This window comes from Natrarchaeobius versutus (assembly GCF_041205745.1).
Classification (GTDB): domain Archaea; phylum Halobacteriota; class Halobacteria; order Halobacteriales; family Natrialbaceae; genus Natrarchaeobius; species Natrarchaeobius versutus.
This window is the reverse complement of the sequence record NZ_JBGFCC010000005.1, coordinates 72698-88372: the sequence shown is the minus strand read 5'-3', so window position 1 is coordinate 88372 and position 15675 is coordinate 72698. Positions and strand designations below refer to the sequence as shown.

Below are 15675 nucleotides of genomic sequence, written 5' to 3'. Positions count from 1 at the left end.
CGAAACCACGACCCGAGCAATAACGACTCGTGACTGTCCGCTGAGTGAGAACGTCCGCAAGGATGACCACCCGACGGACGAATCGATCGACCGTTCCGAAACCTCCGCTCCGAGCCCTCGAAAGGATCAAAACGGTATTTGATCCTTCGATCGCTCTAATACTCGGACGACCGAACGCTCGAGTATGGCAGTCCTCGCCGCGTTCAAGGACGGATGGTCGGCGCTTCGATCGAATCCGGTGCTTCTGGTCGCGGGTGCGTTCGTCGCCCTCGGCGGACAGCTCTCCGTGCTCTGGGGAATCGTCGACTCCAGCGTGGCGCCGCTGATCTGGCTCGGCTGGCTCCTCGTCTTCCCGTTCGTCATGGGCGGGTTCCTCGGGATGGCACTCGAGGCCGTCCGCGGATCGGAGGCTTCACTCGAGCGGTTCGCCCGGTCGGGTCGGACCTACTACGTTCGCCTGTTGCTCGCGACGGTCCTCTACGGCGTCGTCGTGTTCGGGTTCGTCGTGGCCGCTATGCTCCTCAGTATGGCCGGTTCGATGGTCACGTTCGTTCTCGCGGTAGTGGCCTCGACCGTCGTCCCACCGGAGGTGATCATGGTGGTGACGGTCGTGTCGCTCGTCGTCGGGATACTCCTGGTCGTCGTCGCGGTGCTGGCTCTCCTCATGGGACTTCAGTTCTACAGCGTCGCCATCGTCGTCGAGGACAAAGGCGTCGTTCCGTCGTTTCGCCGGAGCGTCGGCGTTGTCCGGCGAAACCTCTCGAGCGTAATCGGATTCTCGATCCTCTGGCTGGTGGCCGTAGACGTCTTTTTGACCCCGGAGATCACCCTGGTGGCGGTGCTGTCACAGTACGGGCTCGCGGAACTGCTCACGATGGAACCGGCGGTCGGTCAGGCAGTATCGGTCGCATTCAGCGCCGTCGTCGCGACGGTCGCCGCCGCGTACTTCTATACCGTCTACACTGCTTACTACGTCCGTCTGCTTCCGGAACCGGCCGACTCCACCGGCACCAGTCCTTCCACCGACGTCGATCCCAACCCGGCCGACTGAGACGGTCTGGTGTCCCGATCTGCCGGCCCAATAGCTCTGGGTCGCGGTCGGGCCGGCACTGACGGACAGCAGATCGTACGACTCGAGCGAGCCGCCACGAAACGCATACGACCGTTCGACGGAAACACGGAATACGACCGTTCGACGGAAACACCGCTCACAACGAGATTCGGACACGACATGACACGACTACTGCCGACAGGGACGGACGCATCGGTCAGCCGAAGCGGCGATCCGTCGGTGCTGTGTCTCGACGACGAGGAGACGAGAGACGTGCTCGCGGCCCTCTCCTCGGAGACCGCACACGACGTGTTTCGGCTCCTGAACGAGGAGGCCGCGACGCCGGCGACCGTCGCCGAGCGCCTCGAGACGTCGATCCAGAACGTCCACTACCATCTCGGAAATCTGGAAGACGCCGGTCTGATCGAGGTCGTCGACACCTGCTACTCGGAGAAGGGACGGGAGATGAAGGTGTTCGTCGTGACCGAGGATCCGACCGTCGTCTTCCTCGGGACGAGCGACGACCGCACCTCGCTCAAACAGGCGTTTACGGCCTTCTCGTCGTTCGTCGGCCCCACCGCCGTCTTCCTCTCGATCGCGGAACTGTTCTCCCGGATTACGAACGACGACTGATATGGTTTGCTGTGCCGATGTACCGGTGGTCTCGCAGGACGGGTCGCGGTCACACCGGAAATGACTGACAGCAGACCGTATGAGACGAATTACTGTCGCGATGTGCCGGTGAGGCCGCCGCTCGGGTCTTGGTCTCACCGGAACTGACCGACGGTAAACCGTACGAGAAGCGACGGACAGCAGTCCGTACGAGTTCGAATCCAGTGGGCCCCGTCACTCGAGCGAGCGGCTCCGTCCGGTCGTGGCCAGAAGAAGTCGGTGAGTTGAAACGATCGGAGACTGTACCGGAGGTCGAATGGTCTCCCGGATAGCGGCTCGAACGGATACGGATGGCTGTTCCTGTCTGGACTGTCGGAACGTCGGCGTACAGACGCTTCGCCGGTCGATCCTCGACGCGCTGGTCTGGTGCGGGTGGCTGTTTCGAACGCGTCCGTCCATCCCGGCGTTCGCGCTGTTTTTCGTCGGCGTCAACCGATTTCTCGACGAGGTCGCGGTCCTGTACGCACCGGAGCCGCTGGTGGATACGGTCGGAATTCTGGCGGCGTTCGCGTTTTTGATCTGGCTCCGGGCGTACGTCGGCACGATCGTCGCGGGTGAGATCAGCGACGACCCGGTCTCGGTTCGAAGCGCCGTCTGGCACACGATCCGTCGGACTCCCGCGCTGGTGGGGCTACTCTGTTTCGCGTTTCTCGCGGTCCCGGCCGCGATGGGATTGGTGTCGATTTCGGTGATCGTCGCGGTCGGCGCGATGTGGTTTGCGTCCAGTCGAATCACGTTCGTCGCCGAAAGCGATCTGCTGTTCACCGTCGGTGGATACGCGTTCGCCGGACTGATCCTGCTCACGTTCGTCCTTCCGTTGTTGATCGTGGTGTTCAAGCTCTGGTTCTCGATCGACGCCTGCGTGGTCGGCGGTTACGGCCCGCTCAAATCCCTGCAAACGAGTTGGACGATCACGACGAATCTTCGCTGGAAGTTCCTCCTACTGGTGCTCGCTACCGTCGCGAGCACCGGTTTCTTCTACGTTGCCGGCAGCCTGCCCTCGGCCGGCGGCGACTCGTTCGGATCGGCCGTCGGCCTGCTGTCGACGAGCGTCGGCGAGTTGCTCTCGGTCGTCTGGTACGGCGTCTACGTTCAGCTATACGTTCAACAGATCGTCGATTACTGACCGACCTCGAGCCGCGTTCGGGCTCGAATCGTGGGGCGGTCTGTTGTCCGTCGGAACCGGTTTGCCCGCGACACGGCTGTGACTCACCGGTACATCGGTACAGCGGGGAGTCCGTATCAGACCCCTGGAACCCCGAACGCGCCGACGCCGAGTCCGAGGACGGTGTTGAGGACGAACAGGATCACGAAGGCGACGAACCAGGCGACGAAGCCGACGATCGCGGCGTCGACCCAGCCGCCGGGGTACCGCCAGTTGATGACCCAGATCCAGGCGACGAGTGCGAGCAACGACCCGACGAGTGGGATCCAGGACGTCACCGCCCAGGCGATCGCGCCGAGAAATGCGGTGAACATCGCGCGGGAGTAGCTCTCCTCGTCGGTGACGACGCTCGCGCCGAGGTAGATCGCGAGAGTCCCGACGAGCACTGCGACGACGAACGCGACGAGGGACGCGATGGGCGAGATCATCGTCGCGAACTTACCGTTCGACCAAAAAATACGCTGTGGTGAACGACCGTTCCCGCTGAACGTTAGCGTAGTTCGGTCGCTCGAGTCCCCTCGATCGACGGTCGATGGCGACTATCGTAACGTGTACTCGAGCGCGACAATTCCGATATTATTCATATTCGACACTATTCTCCGAGTCGTTCCAGCTCAGTAGAACGGCCTCAGAACGGACGTTTCTCGGTAACGGAGTGCCTGGCCCCCGGAGTCGGCCTTACACTAACCAACGAATTGATATACGACAGACCGCTATACCTGTCCAGATCATCCCCAAATGGGATCGGAGAGAAACCAGGAGAGGCGAACGGAGACATTCAGCGAACTGAATCAATTCCGAGACGCCATCATCCAGAGTGCGAACGTGTGGATCAACACCCTCGACGAGGAGGGGAACGTCACTCTCTGGAACAGAGCCGCTGAGGAGATCAGTGGCTATCCCGCCGCCGACGTCGTCGGTGATGACAACATCTGGGCGCGGTTGTATCCGGACGACGAGTATCGACGCGAAATACTGTGTTACGTTGGCGAGATCTTACAGGGAGAGAAAGCCGTCGAAGCGTTCGAGACGACGATCACAACCAGAGATGGATCGGAGCGCATCATCTCGTGGAACTCCCATGCGATCGTCAATGCGGAGGACGAGTTACAGGGCTCGGTGGCGGTCGGCCGCGACGTTACTGAGCGAAGAGAGCGCGAACGGCAATTGCGACGTCAGAACGAGCGGCTCAACGAGTTCAGTAACATCGTGAGCCACGACCTCAGAAATCCGCTCACTATCGCACAGGGGTATCTGGAGTTGGCGCGCACGGAGTGTGACAGCGATCACCTCGAGGACGTCGATATCGCTCTCACGAGAATCGATCAGATCGTCAACCAGACCCTGGCGCTTGCTCGACACGGACGAACGATCGATAAGAAGGAGTCGACCGATCTGGCTCAACTTGCCGAGCACTGTTGGGAGACCGTCGACACCGCTCGTGGCAAACTGGAGGTAGACGACCTCCCGCGTACCAACGCCGATCCGCGGGCTCTCTGTCACCTCTTCGAGAACCTCTTTCGAAACACGATCGAACACGGTGGAGACGACGTATCCGTCCGTGTCGGCTCGTGTGAGGACGGATTCTACGTCGAAGATGATGGGGTCGGTCTCTCCGCCGATCTGGCCGAGGAGATCTTCGAACCGGTCGCGTCCGGGGGTGGCGAAACCGCTGGATTGGGGCTTGCAATCGTCAAGCGAATCGTCGAAGCCCACGGGTGGCAGATTCGGGCGACCGAGAGCACGTCCGGCGGCGCACGGTTCGAGATAGTCGGTATCGATCCCACCGAGTAACCAACGCCACGGGTGGGCTGTGGGCCAAACACGAACGACAGGGTCGATTCACCTCGAGGGCGGGTCGAACTCGGTTGGTTCGGGCCGTGGCGGGGAATCCGTATCGTCTCTGACGGCGTCGTAGGTACGCCGGTAGCGGGCGATTTTCCGGTAGAGGTAGTAGCCGACCGCGAGGTCGAAGACGATCACGTAGCCGATAAACGCCAGTTCGGGCGAGACGGGATACAGCGCCGCGGCGATGTCGGGGACGACCTGGACGGTACTGTTGTAGATTGCGTGAAGCACCGATGCGATCAACAGTCCCTTGACGACGAGCGGACCGGCGTACTGGGGGTTGAACTTCGCGAGTCCGAGGTAGTAGCCCGCGATCGCGGAGTAGAGGACGTGACCGGGGCCGACGAGTGCGCGAACGGTCGTGATTCCGGTCGCCGCGGTGAACAATCCGACCTCCGCCTCGGCGACCGTGCTGGCGATGTAGATCGCGTTTTCGATGGCGGCGAAGCCGAGCCCCGCGACCGCACCGTAGACGGCACCGTCGATCACCGCGTCGAACGACTCGCTTCGGTAGGCGAAGACCCGAACCGCGAGCAGTTTGACCGTCTCCTCGACGGGACCGACGATCAGGAAGAAAAAGAACACCATTCCGACTGCGCCGAACAGTTCGAACCACGGTCTCGTCACCGAGTTTACGACCGCCGCGAACGTCGCGAACAACACGGCCAGGACGAACGTGGCAACGAGCAATCCGAGCGGTTCGGAGGACGTGATATCCGTATACCAGATGAACACGGCGAGTACCGCCGCCGGAACGACCGAAAGTCCGAAGAAGATCCCGAGAAGCGGTTGCTCGAGGACGAGGATGGCCGGCTGGACGAGCAACAGGATCGTGATTCCGAGCGCGACCAACAGGACGATCCCGCGAAATCCGTAGCTCACCGCCCGATAGACGCCATAAGAGAGGCGGTCGACCGGCGACCGTGGCTCCCACGTCGAGACGTCGTAGAGGTCGGTCGACTCCTGGTCGGCTCGCTCGACCGGGTCTCGCCTTCGCGACATACGACGTCCTACGGCTTGCTCTCCGGTAAGCGTTCGTGCCGCCTCGACGCCGACGGCTGTCGACTCCGATCTCTCACGGCGAGTCGGCGAAAACTCGGAATCCACAAAGGGTTCGCGCGCCAACGGCCGGTATGCACTTCGATCAGCGAACCCAGCGCGCGCTTCGCGAGGTCGGCCTCGAGACCGACGACCTCAGGGCCGTCTCCGAGGCCGTCGTCGAGGCCGTCGAGGCGGACGCGGCAGCACTCGAGGAGTTTTTCGCCGAACGGGAAACGGTGTACTCGGATATGGAGATGGCTCACTCGAGCGCGGAGTACCCCGAACACGCCGTCGAATCGCTCGATCTGACGACACACGCCGACGAGATGCGGGGCTGGCTCCGATTCGACACGTGGGGCGCCTACGTCGAGGACGGCCGCGTTCTGGACGACGACTCCGTCGAACTGACGCTCGGGCCGCCGATCCACGACCGGGTCCGGTTCGCGCCCGACCGGGAGACGTTCCGGTGATCGTCGTGTCGGAACCCGACGCGGTGTGCAGACGAGTTGGCGACGGAGCGGCGACGAACGACGGTCGAACTCGACTACCGAGCGACGATCGAACTCGAGTGGCGCGTGGCGGCCGAACTCACTCGATGCCCGACGGGGGGCGAACTCGATGACGACCGTCCGCGTCCGTGGCATCTACACGACCGCCGTCACCCAACTGCTCGCCGAGAACGGCCTCGAAGTTGTCCAGGCCTCTGGACCGATCCGCGAGCGATTCGACCGGGAGTTCGCCCTCGCGCCGGCGGACGTCACGATCTACACGACCCGCGACCGGCAGGGACTCGAGATTTCCGGCGAACCCGACGCCGTCGAGGCGGTCTGTGCGGAACTCGAGGACGTCGCGATCGACGCGTTCCGGTGGGACGGTGAGGTCCCGCGGGGTGCGGTCTTCGACGCCGAAGTGATCGACGGCGGCGGCGGTCGCGGCGCGCCGGTCGACCTCGGTGAGGGCCGGCGCGGCTACCTCAAATACGACGACGTCGACGGCTACGTCGACGCCGGCAACCGCTACCGTGTGCAGGTCGACGAGCCGATCCCGCCGTGGGACGACGATCGGCCGCTCGTCACACATTCTCTCGAGATCCGGGGGGGTCTCTGTACGCTCTCGCGGGACCGAACCGGCGTCTCGGCGGCCGTCCGCGGCGAGCGCGGCGAGGAACTCGTCGGGATGACCGACCTGCTCTCGACGGACGTCCCCGACGGCTGGGGGTTGCGCTGGCGGGAGACGGCGGCCGACGCCGACCTCGAGGCGATGAGCGAAGCGTTCGAAGACGGCGTCGATCGCCTGGCGGCTCTCGAGGATCGACTCGCCGACGCACCCGCCGACCCCGGCGAACCGGGCGAACTCGCCGAGCCGCGGACGACGGCCTGGCTCTGGTTCGGCCGCGAGTCAAGGTTCGCACTGGACGACGCCCGCCGGGACGTCGAGACGACGATGGCCGGCCACCACCGGACGAAAGCCGCCGACCGGGCGGCGAGCGCGGCGGTCGACTTCGCCGAAGCGGTGGCCGGCTCGCCCGAAACCGATGGCGACGCGGACGGTTCGTTTCCCTTCGGCGCCGTCTCGCGTCAGTTCGGACCCGCCGACGGCGACCGACTCGAGATCGGCCACGGCAAGCCCGACGGCCGGCTGATCTCGCTTGGCTACGGTGACGTCACCGCGGTCGATCCCGAGGGAAAACTCACGCTCGAGCGCTCGATGAGCGGCGGCGGGAGCTACGACGCGCTCGGGACGCCCAAAGACGAGGGCGACACGGCGGTGACCAAGTTCCGTGAGGGCCGGTGGTGGTACCCGACGACGTATCGCGGGGCCGACGGGGGAACGAAGGGGACGTACGTCAACGTCTGTACGCCCGTCGAACTCTTTCCCGATACGGTTCGGTACGTCGACCTCTACGTCGACGTGATCAAACGCCCCGACGGGACGGTCGAGATCGTCGACGCGGACGAACTCGAGGCCGCCGTCGACGACGGGGTGCTCGAGGCGGACCTCGCGGAGAAGGCGAGAAGCGTCGCGGAGGCGGTCGAACGCGCGCTCTCGAAGTGAGCGACGTCGGTTCGGAGTCGTCACTTCCGGTCTGCTGTTCCTCAGTTCCGGTGCAACCGCTCTGGGTCGCGGTCCCACCGGAAACTCGGTACAGCAAACCGCATCAATCGGACGCCAGCGCGGCCGCGTCGGCGTCGGCGACGTCGACTGTCGGGAGTAAGTGGACGTAATCGTCGAGATCCAGCGCGAACTCCCGCGCACTCGAGGGGTCGATCCAGCGGAACTCGAACGTCGAGCCGTGCTCGTCGCCGCCGTCATCGACGACGTGACTCCAGCGCTCGCGCGGTTCGTGGACGGTCGCGTGGTAGAAGTGACGGACGTACCGTTTCGGCGGCGAGTGACGCCGCGTCCAGACGTCCGTCGCGAGGTGGTGCGTTCCAGAGAGCGTGCCGAGACCGCTCTCTTCCCGAACTTCACGAAACAGCGCTTCCTGTGGCGACTCTCCCGACTCGAGAGTTCCCTTCGGAATCTGTAACCCGTGGTGGCCCGGCCCCTCGAAGACCAGCAACTCGCCGGTCTCTCGAGTGATGTAGGCGCAGGCCTTCGGAACGTACGTGACTGAAACCATGATATTGAGTGACACACTATCGGACAGTATAAGCGTATCTCCCAAGACATTGAATGGGACTAAGGGGATTCGGGGGGATCGAAAACGCGACGGTCGGCGTCAGTCCGAAACCGTGACCGGTTCGTACTCGGCGATCGGTTCGCCGTCGCGTCGGACGAAGAAAGTCGCGAGCGCCGGTCCGGTCACGTTGTGCCAGACGCTGAACAGCGCCGGAATCAGGGCTGCGATCGGATCGAAGAACGCGACCGCGAGCGCAACGGCGAGGCCGCTGTTCTGGAGGCCGACCTCGAACGCGCAGGCGCGGGCTCGCTCCTCGCTCATCTTCGTCAGCCGGCCGACCCCGTAGCCGGCGCCGAGTCCGAGCGCGTTGTGTGCGACGACCGCGAGCAAGACGACGACGCTGGCACCGAGTACGTCCTCCGCGTTGAGTCCCACGACCGCGGCGACGATCGCGACGATGACGATCACGCTGATCGCCGGAAAGATCGAGAGCCCCGCCTTCGCCGCCGCGGGTGCGTACCTGTCGAGGAGTAGGCGGAGGGCGACTCCGCCGACGACCGGAATCAGGACGATCAGGACGATCTCCCGCGCCATCTCGGCGAACGTGACGGCGATCCCCTCGCCCGCGAGGACGACGACCCACGCCGGCATCACCAGCGGCGCGGCGAGGGTCGTCACCGAGGTGATCGTGACAGACAGAGCGACGTCACCGCACCCGAGGAACGTCATCACGTTCGAGGCCGTCCCGCCGGGCGCGGCACCGAGCAGGATCAAGCCGACACCGATCTCCCAGGGGATCCCGAAGCCGACGACGAGCAGATACGCGAACAGCGGCATGCACACCCACTGGGCGACTGCGCCGACGAACACGTCCCGCGGCCGCTCGAGCACGCGACGGAAATCCTCCGGCGAAAGCGTCAGCCCCATCCCGAGCATGACGAGGCCGAGCAACGGTGCGATGTAGTCGGCGATCGGGGTGAACGTCTCCGGCGTATAGAGCGCCAGCGCCGACGCGACGAGCACCCAGACGACGAAGAACCGACTCGTCGTCCGACCGATTCGCTCGAGGAGCGACGACCAGCTCACTCCCACCGCCTCGAGCCGTCGAACAGCGCTCGCAACGCGTTGGCCTCGCCCCGCCGCAGGTGTTCGGCGGCGGTACTCGGCGCACAGCCGATCGCTTCGGCGACGTCCTCGTGGCTGGCCTCGCGGGGCACGTCGTAGTAGCCGATCGCGAGCGCGGTCTCGAGCGCCTCGCGCTGGCGATCGGTCACCGTCGGCTCGATCACTCCGGAGAGCGCGGAGAGGCCGCCGACCGCCGAAACCGTCACGTCGATCTGCGTGGGGAATCGCTCGAGCGTTCGCTGGATCTCCTCGGCCGGGCCGAACACCGCGTAGGATACCGTTCCGTCGGCGTACTCGAGTGGCGGGAGCGCAACGGCGGGACAGCGCTGGGTCGCACCGAACAGTTCCCGGAGCGGTTCGGTCGTCGAATCACGGACGTAGGCGTAGAACGAGCCGCCGTCGTCCGGCGTGAGCGCGTAGTCGAACACCTCCGGAATCCGCTCGAGGGCGTCCCGGAAGGCCACTCGGTCGCCCTCGACGTAGTGCATCATTCCCAGTTCGTCGCCGACGAAACTCCAGTGCATGGCGATGGCTCGATCGACGTACGGCGCGTTGACCAGCACGTCGTACATCGGGTGAATATCGGCCTCGCGACCGCCGGCATCGAGAGTCAGCCGGACGTACTTCATACTCGTCCTGCCGACGCCCTATACTTAAATCATCCAGACGTATCCGGCGTCGTCGATTCGGTCGTTCGGTCCCAACTAGGGATCGATGACACCACGGACTCGGACGCTCGTCACCGGCGCGACGGGAACGCTCGGCAACGAACTCCGTCCGCGCCTCCGCGAGGCGGGCCACGACGTGCGGGCGGCGAGCCGGTCGCCGCCGACAGCGGACGACGACGAGTGGGTCGAACTCGACCTCCTCGACGGAACCGGACTCGAGGAGGCGCTGACGGCAATCGACGTCGTGATTCACGCCGCGTCGGCCCCGCGAGGCGACAGCGAGGCGGTCGACGTTCGCGGCACCGAACGGCTCCTCGAGGCGGCCGAGGGCGCGGACGTCGCGAACGTCGTCTACGTCTCGATCGTCGGCGTCGACGCTATTCCTTACTCGTATTACCAGCACAAGTATCGGGCCGAACGCGCAGTGGCGGCGAGTTCCGTTCCCTCGACGATCGTCCGCGCCACCCAGTTTCACTCGTTCGTCTTCGAGTTACTCGAGACGGTTACTCGAGTCCCCGTTTGGGCGCTCCCGACGCGATTTCGCATCCAGCCGATCGACGTCGGCGAAGCCGCCGATGCGATCGTCGAGCGTGCGACACTCGAGCCGAGGGGCCGCGTTCCGGACGTCGGCGGACCCGACGTTCGAACCGTTCGGGAACTCGCGAGCACCTACCGGGATACGACGGGCGTTCGCCGGCCGATCGTTCGGCTTCCGATCCCCGGTTCGACCGCCGCCGAGTTCCGCTCCGGGACGGCGACCTGTCCGGATCGTTCCGTCGGGACGATTTCCTGGGAGGAGTGGCTCGACGGCCGCCTCGAGTCGCCTCGAGTGCGATAACTCGTCGGACATGGGCCCGTCTCTTGGAGGGGGACACTCCCGCTCGTCTACGGGCGTCCGATACGATCACCGCTGAATGCAGAGAATCGTTTCAACGACTGTTATCGTCGCCACTGAACGTCGTTGCGCATATGATCGCCAGATAGATCGGTGATCCGCGTGTAAGTCATTTCAGTTGTTACTATATACTGTCGGTTGCCAACACTCCGTATCAGTACTGGTGGCCCGGGCAGTAGTTTGACGGGGTTCGGCGACAATATTGTTAAGGGGTATCATCCGCCAGACCACTGCCGTCGAATCAACGAGGCAAGACAGCTATGAGTTGGGGGGTTTCGCTTCCGGTCGCCATCGTTCTCGCCAGCGGGACGCTCTCGTTTCTGCTCGCCCTCGAGGCGATACGAAACCGACCCAACCCGATGTCGTGGCCCGTCGCGTTCTTGCTGGTAAGCGCCGCGGCCTGGGCGTTCCCCTACGGCATCAGCATCGCCGCGACGGACCCCGAAACCGTCCGTCTGTGGAACGAGTTGCGATACCCGGGAACCGTCGCCGTCCCGGTCGCGTATCTCGTCGTCGCCACAACGTACGCCGGGAAGGGGGAGTGGCTCTCGAGGCAAGTCTACGGGTTGCTGTCGGTCGTTCCGGCGGTCGTCCTCACCGGCGTCTGGACCAATCAATACCACGGCTATTACTTCCGGTCGGTGGCGGTAACGCGTGTCCAGGAGGCGTCGGTCGTAGCCGTCGACCCCGGTCCACTGTTCTGGCTCAACGTCGCCTACTCCTATCTCCTGGTCGGTGCGAGTCTGGTGCTTCTCGCCCGCGTCTTCTTTCGGTCAGGGACGCTCTATCGCAAACAGTCCGCGTTGCTCGTCGTCGCCGGTTCGGTTCCGCTCGTGACGAACGCGTTCGTCAACGTCGTCACCGAGCCGGGATCGACGATCGACTTCACGGCGCCCGCGCTAACCGTCTCCGGTGGGGCCTTCGCGCTTGCGTTGTTTCACTTCGACCTGCTGGATCTCCGTCCCGTCGCTCGGGACGTTCTCGTCGAAGAACTCGACGACGGAGTGATCGTCGTCGACCGAAACGAGACGGTCGCCGACGTCAACGCCGTCGCAAAGCGGATTCTCGACGATCCGGAGATCGGCGACCCGGTCGGTGAGATCTTCCCTGCCGACTACGAGATCGGCGACGAACTCGCCGTTCGGATCGACGGTCGAACCTGCGTCTATCGGTACCGATCGACGCCGCTTACGGACCGTCTCGATCGCCAGACCGGACGCATCGTCCACCTGGACGACGTCACCGGGCTGATCGATCGCGAACAGCGGATCAGCGTCCTCAATCGCGTCCTTCAGCACAACCTGCGAAACGAACTCTCGCTCGTCATCGGCCACCTCGAGACCGCCGCCGAGTCCGCGTCGAGTCCGGCCGACGACCACATCGACGCGGCCAAAGAGAGCGCGAGCCGGGTCGTCTCGCTCGGACGGAAAGCGCGGACGCTCGAACAGACGCTCGGTGCGTCCTCGAACACCGAAGCCGTCGACGTCACCGCCGTCACGGACCGCGTCATCGAGACGACGGCGACGGCCTATCCCGAAGCGACGCTCGAGTGTACGACCCCCGAATCGTCGGTACCGACCGCCGTGGCCTCCGAACTCTTGGTCGAGGCGTCGATCGAGAATCTGCTCGAGAACGCCGTCGTTCACAACGACACCGCACGACCGCACGTGGCCGTCCGTATCGAGACGAACGACGAACGGGTTCACGTTTCGGTCGCCGACGACGGCCCGGGGATTCCCGAGGATGAACGTCGGATCCTCGAGAGTCGAACCGAAACACCGTTGGCTCACGGAAGCGGGCTCGGGCTGTGGATCGCCAAGTGGACCACGACGCTCTCGAAGGGCGAGCTCTCGATCTCGGACAACGAGCCTCGAGGAACGGTCGTGACGCTCTCGTTCCGAGTCGCCGGCCGAGCGTCGGAGACCGACCCCGAGCGCCGAACCGAGGCCTGATCGTCGCCGTCGAGTGCGATCTCCCTGTGACCGAACCCGGAACCGACCGACGGCCGCGTCGGTCGTCTGTTATCAATCGGCCGCGAGCTTGTCCAGTCCCGCCGATTGGATGTCCTCGCCGCCAACCGACGATCGAAGCGAGTCCATTCCGTCGTCCCGGTCGATGTCGAATCCGGCCTCGTACAGGTCGGCGACGCGGGCCATCTCGTCGTCAGAGAGTTTCGCCACGTCGCTTGCGGCCGCCCACTCGTCGACGTCGTCGGTCGTCCGGAACGTCGGCGTGACGCTGGCAACCGGCTCGTGTGAGAGAAGCCACGCGATCGACGCCTGAGCCATCGTCCGCTCGCGTTCACCCGACTCGTCCGCGGACCGTGGCTCCGCGCGCTCTAAGAAGCGAAGCTTCTCGAGTTTCTCCCAGCCGGTTTCGTACCACTCGTCGGGGCGGAACCCGCGGTGGTCGCCCTCGCCGAGTTCGGTCTCCGGCGTGACCTGTTCGTTTAAGATTCCCGAGGAGTGGGGGACCCGCGGGACGAGACTCGTCGACGATCCCGTCTCCGCGATCGTCTCGAGGAAGTGGTTGCCGACCTCCTGTTCTAAGACGTTCCAGACCAGCTGGACGGAGTCGAACTCCCGCTCGATGGCGAAATCGCCCTCCGCGAGCCAGCCGATCGACGGTCCGAGTGCGAGGCCGCGAGCGCGGATCTTCCCCTCCTCCTCGAGTTCGTCGAGCAGTTCGAGGACGTCGGGCGTGATCTCCTCGACGTTCGCGTTGTGAAGCTGGAGGACGTCGATCGCGTCGACGTCGAGGCGCTCGAGGGAGCGTTCGACGGCCTCACGGAGGTACTCCGTGTCCATCTCCTTCGGAAGCTCCCCGTGGCCGGCCTGGGGGTTGTTGTAGAAGTCGTAGCCGACCTTGGTTGCGAGCGTGACGTCTTCGCGGACGTCGGCGATAGCCTCGCCGATCAGCTCCTCGCTCCGGCCGTGGCCGTAGACGTCGCCCGTATCGACGTAGGTGATCCCCTGCTCGACGGCGTAGCGAACCATCTCGAGGGCGTCTTCCTCGGAGCGGTCGCCCCACCAGTCGGTGCCGACGACCCACGCGCCGAAGCCGACCTCGCTGACCTCGACACCGGAGTCGCCCAGTTCGCGGTATTCCATACCGACCCCTTCGAAGCGAGGAAACTTATGGCGTGCGGAACGCTGAACCCGTCGGTCCGAACCGGTTCGGCCGTTTTCGTGGATCCGTCCCTTCGGAGCGGCGAGGCGTGGCTTCGGTGCGGTGAGACGTGGCTTCGGCGCGGTGAGTCGAACGCCTCCCGATGCGTGGCGAGTCGGGCGTCTCCAAATGTGCCCTGAGTCGAACCGTTCTTCAGCGTCCGCGGACTACGTCGGGTATGGACGACGCTCCCCGGTGGTCACCCGACCGCGTCTTGCTCGTGGTCGTCCTCGCCGTCGCCGTCCTCGTTCCACTCGCTATCACCCAACTCGAGGTCCGCCCGGATCGGCTCACGGTCGGGACGGCCGTGGTGAGCGTCCTGTTAGTGACCGGTTCGATCGCGCTCCCCGCGCTCATCCTCTCGCGGTGGCAGTCGTCGACGCGGTGACGGAGAGTGGACGGGCGGAGCGAGCGTCGACTCGATCGCCGGTAACACTCGAGTCACCGGCGAGATCCGGCGAGACGGACGCACAACCGAACCCCTATCAACTCCGCGGCGTAACTCCCGAGGTATGACAAAGCGGTACGTCTCGCTTCCCGACGAGGCGGAGACGGCGATGCGCGAGTTCATCGACGAGGTCGATCGTCGGCTCTCGAGCGACGAGGACACGTGTTCAGTCGTCGAAGACGTCCTGATCGACCTCTCGGGCGACCGGGACGCCTACGAGCGCTGGCAAGGAGGCGAGTCCGTCTCACCGGCCGAACGCGTGCGACTCCAGAGCTACGATCCGTGTAACACCACCCTCGAGAGCGAGTACTACGCGGAAAAGGACGAAGAGCGCTTCAGGCGGTCGAAACACCTCCAGTGGCTCTGGCGTCAGTTCGACAGTCTCCCGATCGCGGACAACGTCGAGTTCGCGCTCCGCTTCCGCCGGATGCTGGCGGATCACCTCTTTGCCGACTGTGGGGAGAACTGTCGCTTCTTCAAGGGAATCTCGTTTACCTACGGCCACAACATCACCATCGGCGACAACGCGGTCGTCCACGACGACGCCCATCTGGACGACCGCGGCAAGCTCACCATCGGCGACCGCGTCTCGATCTCGGATGGCGTCCACGTCTACAGCCACGACCACGACGTCGTCGATCAGACCACGGTTCGTAACTACCACACGATCATCGAAGACGACGCGCGTGTCACGTACGATTCGATGGTCCGGGCCGGAAACCGCGTCGGCGAGAACGCCATCGTCGGCGCGCGAGCGGTCGTCCAGAACGACGTGCCCGCCCACCACATCGTCGTCGGCATGCCGGCCAAAAGCGTCAAGATCAAACCGGGCTGGGAGTCGGCCGCGACGCCGATCGACGAGGCGGGCGTCAACCGTCAGACGGAACGCCGAATCGAGTACGACCTCCCCGACGACCTCGAGGTATTCGACGAGTTCGGCCGCGACCTCGATCGGCCGTAATCCGTTCTCT

General features: G+C 64.6%; 16 protein-coding genes. 10 read left to right on the top strand and 6 right to left on the bottom strand.

All coding sequences use genetic code 11. From position 1 onward, the window contains the following. Positions 1–184 precede the first annotated feature (184 nt). The 3 genes from AB7C87_RS12555 to AB7C87_RS12545 all read left to right on the top strand — a co-directional run bounded on the left by AB7C87_RS12555 (position 185) and on the right by AB7C87_RS12545 (position 2849). Positions 185–1051, top strand: coding sequence for a DUF7847 domain-containing protein (locus AB7C87_RS12555; protein WP_369729813.1), 867 nt, complete (start codon positions 185–187; stop codon positions 1049–1051). A 180-nt stretch (positions 1052–1231) separates the two neighbouring features. Beyond that, entirely contained in the window at positions 1232–1684 is a 453-nt protein-coding gene (locus AB7C87_RS12550; RefSeq protein ID WP_369729812.1) for an ArsR/SmtB family transcription factor, read from the top strand. 295 nt (positions 1685–1979) lie between these two features. Then, entirely contained in the window at positions 1980–2849 is an 870-nt protein-coding gene (locus AB7C87_RS12545) for a hypothetical protein (protein WP_369729811.1), read from the top strand. Between the two features lie 116 nt (positions 2850–2965). On the opposite strand, the gene AB7C87_RS12540 is transcribed toward AB7C87_RS12545, so the two are convergent. Further along, on the bottom strand, positions 2966–3316 hold the full coding sequence (locus AB7C87_RS12540) for a hypothetical protein (protein WP_369729810.1): 351 nt from the start codon (positions 3314–3316) through the stop codon (positions 2966–2968). A 310-nt stretch (positions 3317–3626) separates the two neighbouring features. Here AB7C87_RS12540 and AB7C87_RS12535 point away from each other — a divergent pair, with 310 nt between their 5' ends. Then, complete coding sequence (locus AB7C87_RS12535; protein WP_369729809.1) at positions 3627–4682, top strand: PAS domain-containing sensor histidine kinase; 1056 nt, start codon at positions 3627–3629, stop codon at positions 4680–4682. Between the two features lie 48 nt (positions 4683–4730). Here AB7C87_RS12535 and AB7C87_RS12530 read toward each other — a convergent pair whose 3' ends face one another. Continuing rightward, positions 4731–5738, bottom strand: a complete 1008-nt coding sequence (locus tag AB7C87_RS12530) for a PrsW family intramembrane metalloprotease (RefSeq protein WP_369729808.1) — start codon at positions 5736–5738, stop codon at positions 4731–4733. Between the two features lie 131 nt (positions 5739–5869). Here AB7C87_RS12530 and AB7C87_RS12525 point away from each other — a divergent pair, with 131 nt between their 5' ends. Continuing rightward, a complete protein-coding gene (locus AB7C87_RS12525; protein ID WP_369729807.1) occupies positions 5870–6247 on the top strand; it encodes a DUF7532 family protein in 378 nt (125 codons plus the stop codon). Between the two features lie 148 nt (positions 6248–6395). Then, positions 6396–7832, top strand: coding sequence for a ribonuclease FAU-1 family protein (locus tag AB7C87_RS12520; RefSeq protein ID WP_369729806.1), 1437 nt, complete (start codon positions 6396–6398; stop codon positions 7830–7832). A gap of 103 nt (positions 7833–7935) precedes the next feature. On the opposite strand, the gene AB7C87_RS12515 is transcribed toward AB7C87_RS12520, so the two are convergent. From AB7C87_RS12515 to AB7C87_RS12505, 3 genes are all read right to left on the bottom strand, one after another. After that, entirely contained in the window at positions 7936–8400 is a 465-nt protein-coding gene (locus tag AB7C87_RS12515; RefSeq protein ID WP_369729805.1) for an NUDIX hydrolase, read from the bottom strand. Between the two features lie 99 nt (positions 8401–8499). Beyond that, positions 8500–9486, bottom strand: a complete 987-nt coding sequence (locus tag AB7C87_RS12510) for a bile acid:sodium symporter family protein (protein WP_369729804.1) — start codon at positions 9484–9486, stop codon at positions 8500–8502. Next, entirely contained in the window at positions 9483–10154 is a 672-nt protein-coding gene (locus tag AB7C87_RS12505) for a helix-turn-helix domain-containing protein (RefSeq protein ID WP_369729803.1), read from the bottom strand. Before AB7C87_RS12505 ends, AB7C87_RS12510 begins: the two co-directional genes overlap by 4 nt. An 85-nt stretch (positions 10155–10239) precedes the next feature. Between AB7C87_RS12505 and AB7C87_RS12500 the strand changes: the two genes are divergently transcribed. Both AB7C87_RS12500 and AB7C87_RS12495 read left to right on the top strand, forming a co-directional pair. Further along, entirely contained in the window at positions 10240–11031 is a 792-nt protein-coding gene (locus AB7C87_RS12500; RefSeq protein WP_369729802.1) for an SDR family oxidoreductase, read from the top strand. Between the two features lie 317 nt (positions 11032–11348). Continuing rightward, a complete protein-coding gene (locus tag AB7C87_RS12495) occupies positions 11349–13040 on the top strand; it encodes a sensor histidine kinase (protein WP_369729801.1) in 1692 nt (563 codons plus the stop codon). A 72-nt stretch (positions 13041–13112) separates the two neighbouring features. Here AB7C87_RS12495 and AB7C87_RS12490 read toward each other — a convergent pair whose 3' ends face one another. Continuing rightward, positions 13113–14198, bottom strand: a complete 1086-nt coding sequence (locus tag AB7C87_RS12490) for an aldo/keto reductase (protein WP_369729800.1) — start codon at positions 14196–14198, stop codon at positions 13113–13115. Positions 14199–14434: 236 nt separating this feature from the next. Here AB7C87_RS12490 and AB7C87_RS12485 point away from each other — a divergent pair, with 236 nt between their 5' ends. Next, entirely contained in the window at positions 14435–14644 is a 210-nt protein-coding gene (locus AB7C87_RS12485; protein WP_369729799.1) for a hypothetical protein, read from the top strand. Between the two features lie 124 nt (positions 14645–14768). Further along, positions 14769–15665, top strand: a complete 897-nt coding sequence (locus tag AB7C87_RS12480; RefSeq protein ID WP_369729798.1) for an acyltransferase — start codon at positions 14769–14771, stop codon at positions 15663–15665. Positions 15666–15675: the final 10 nt, after the last annotated feature.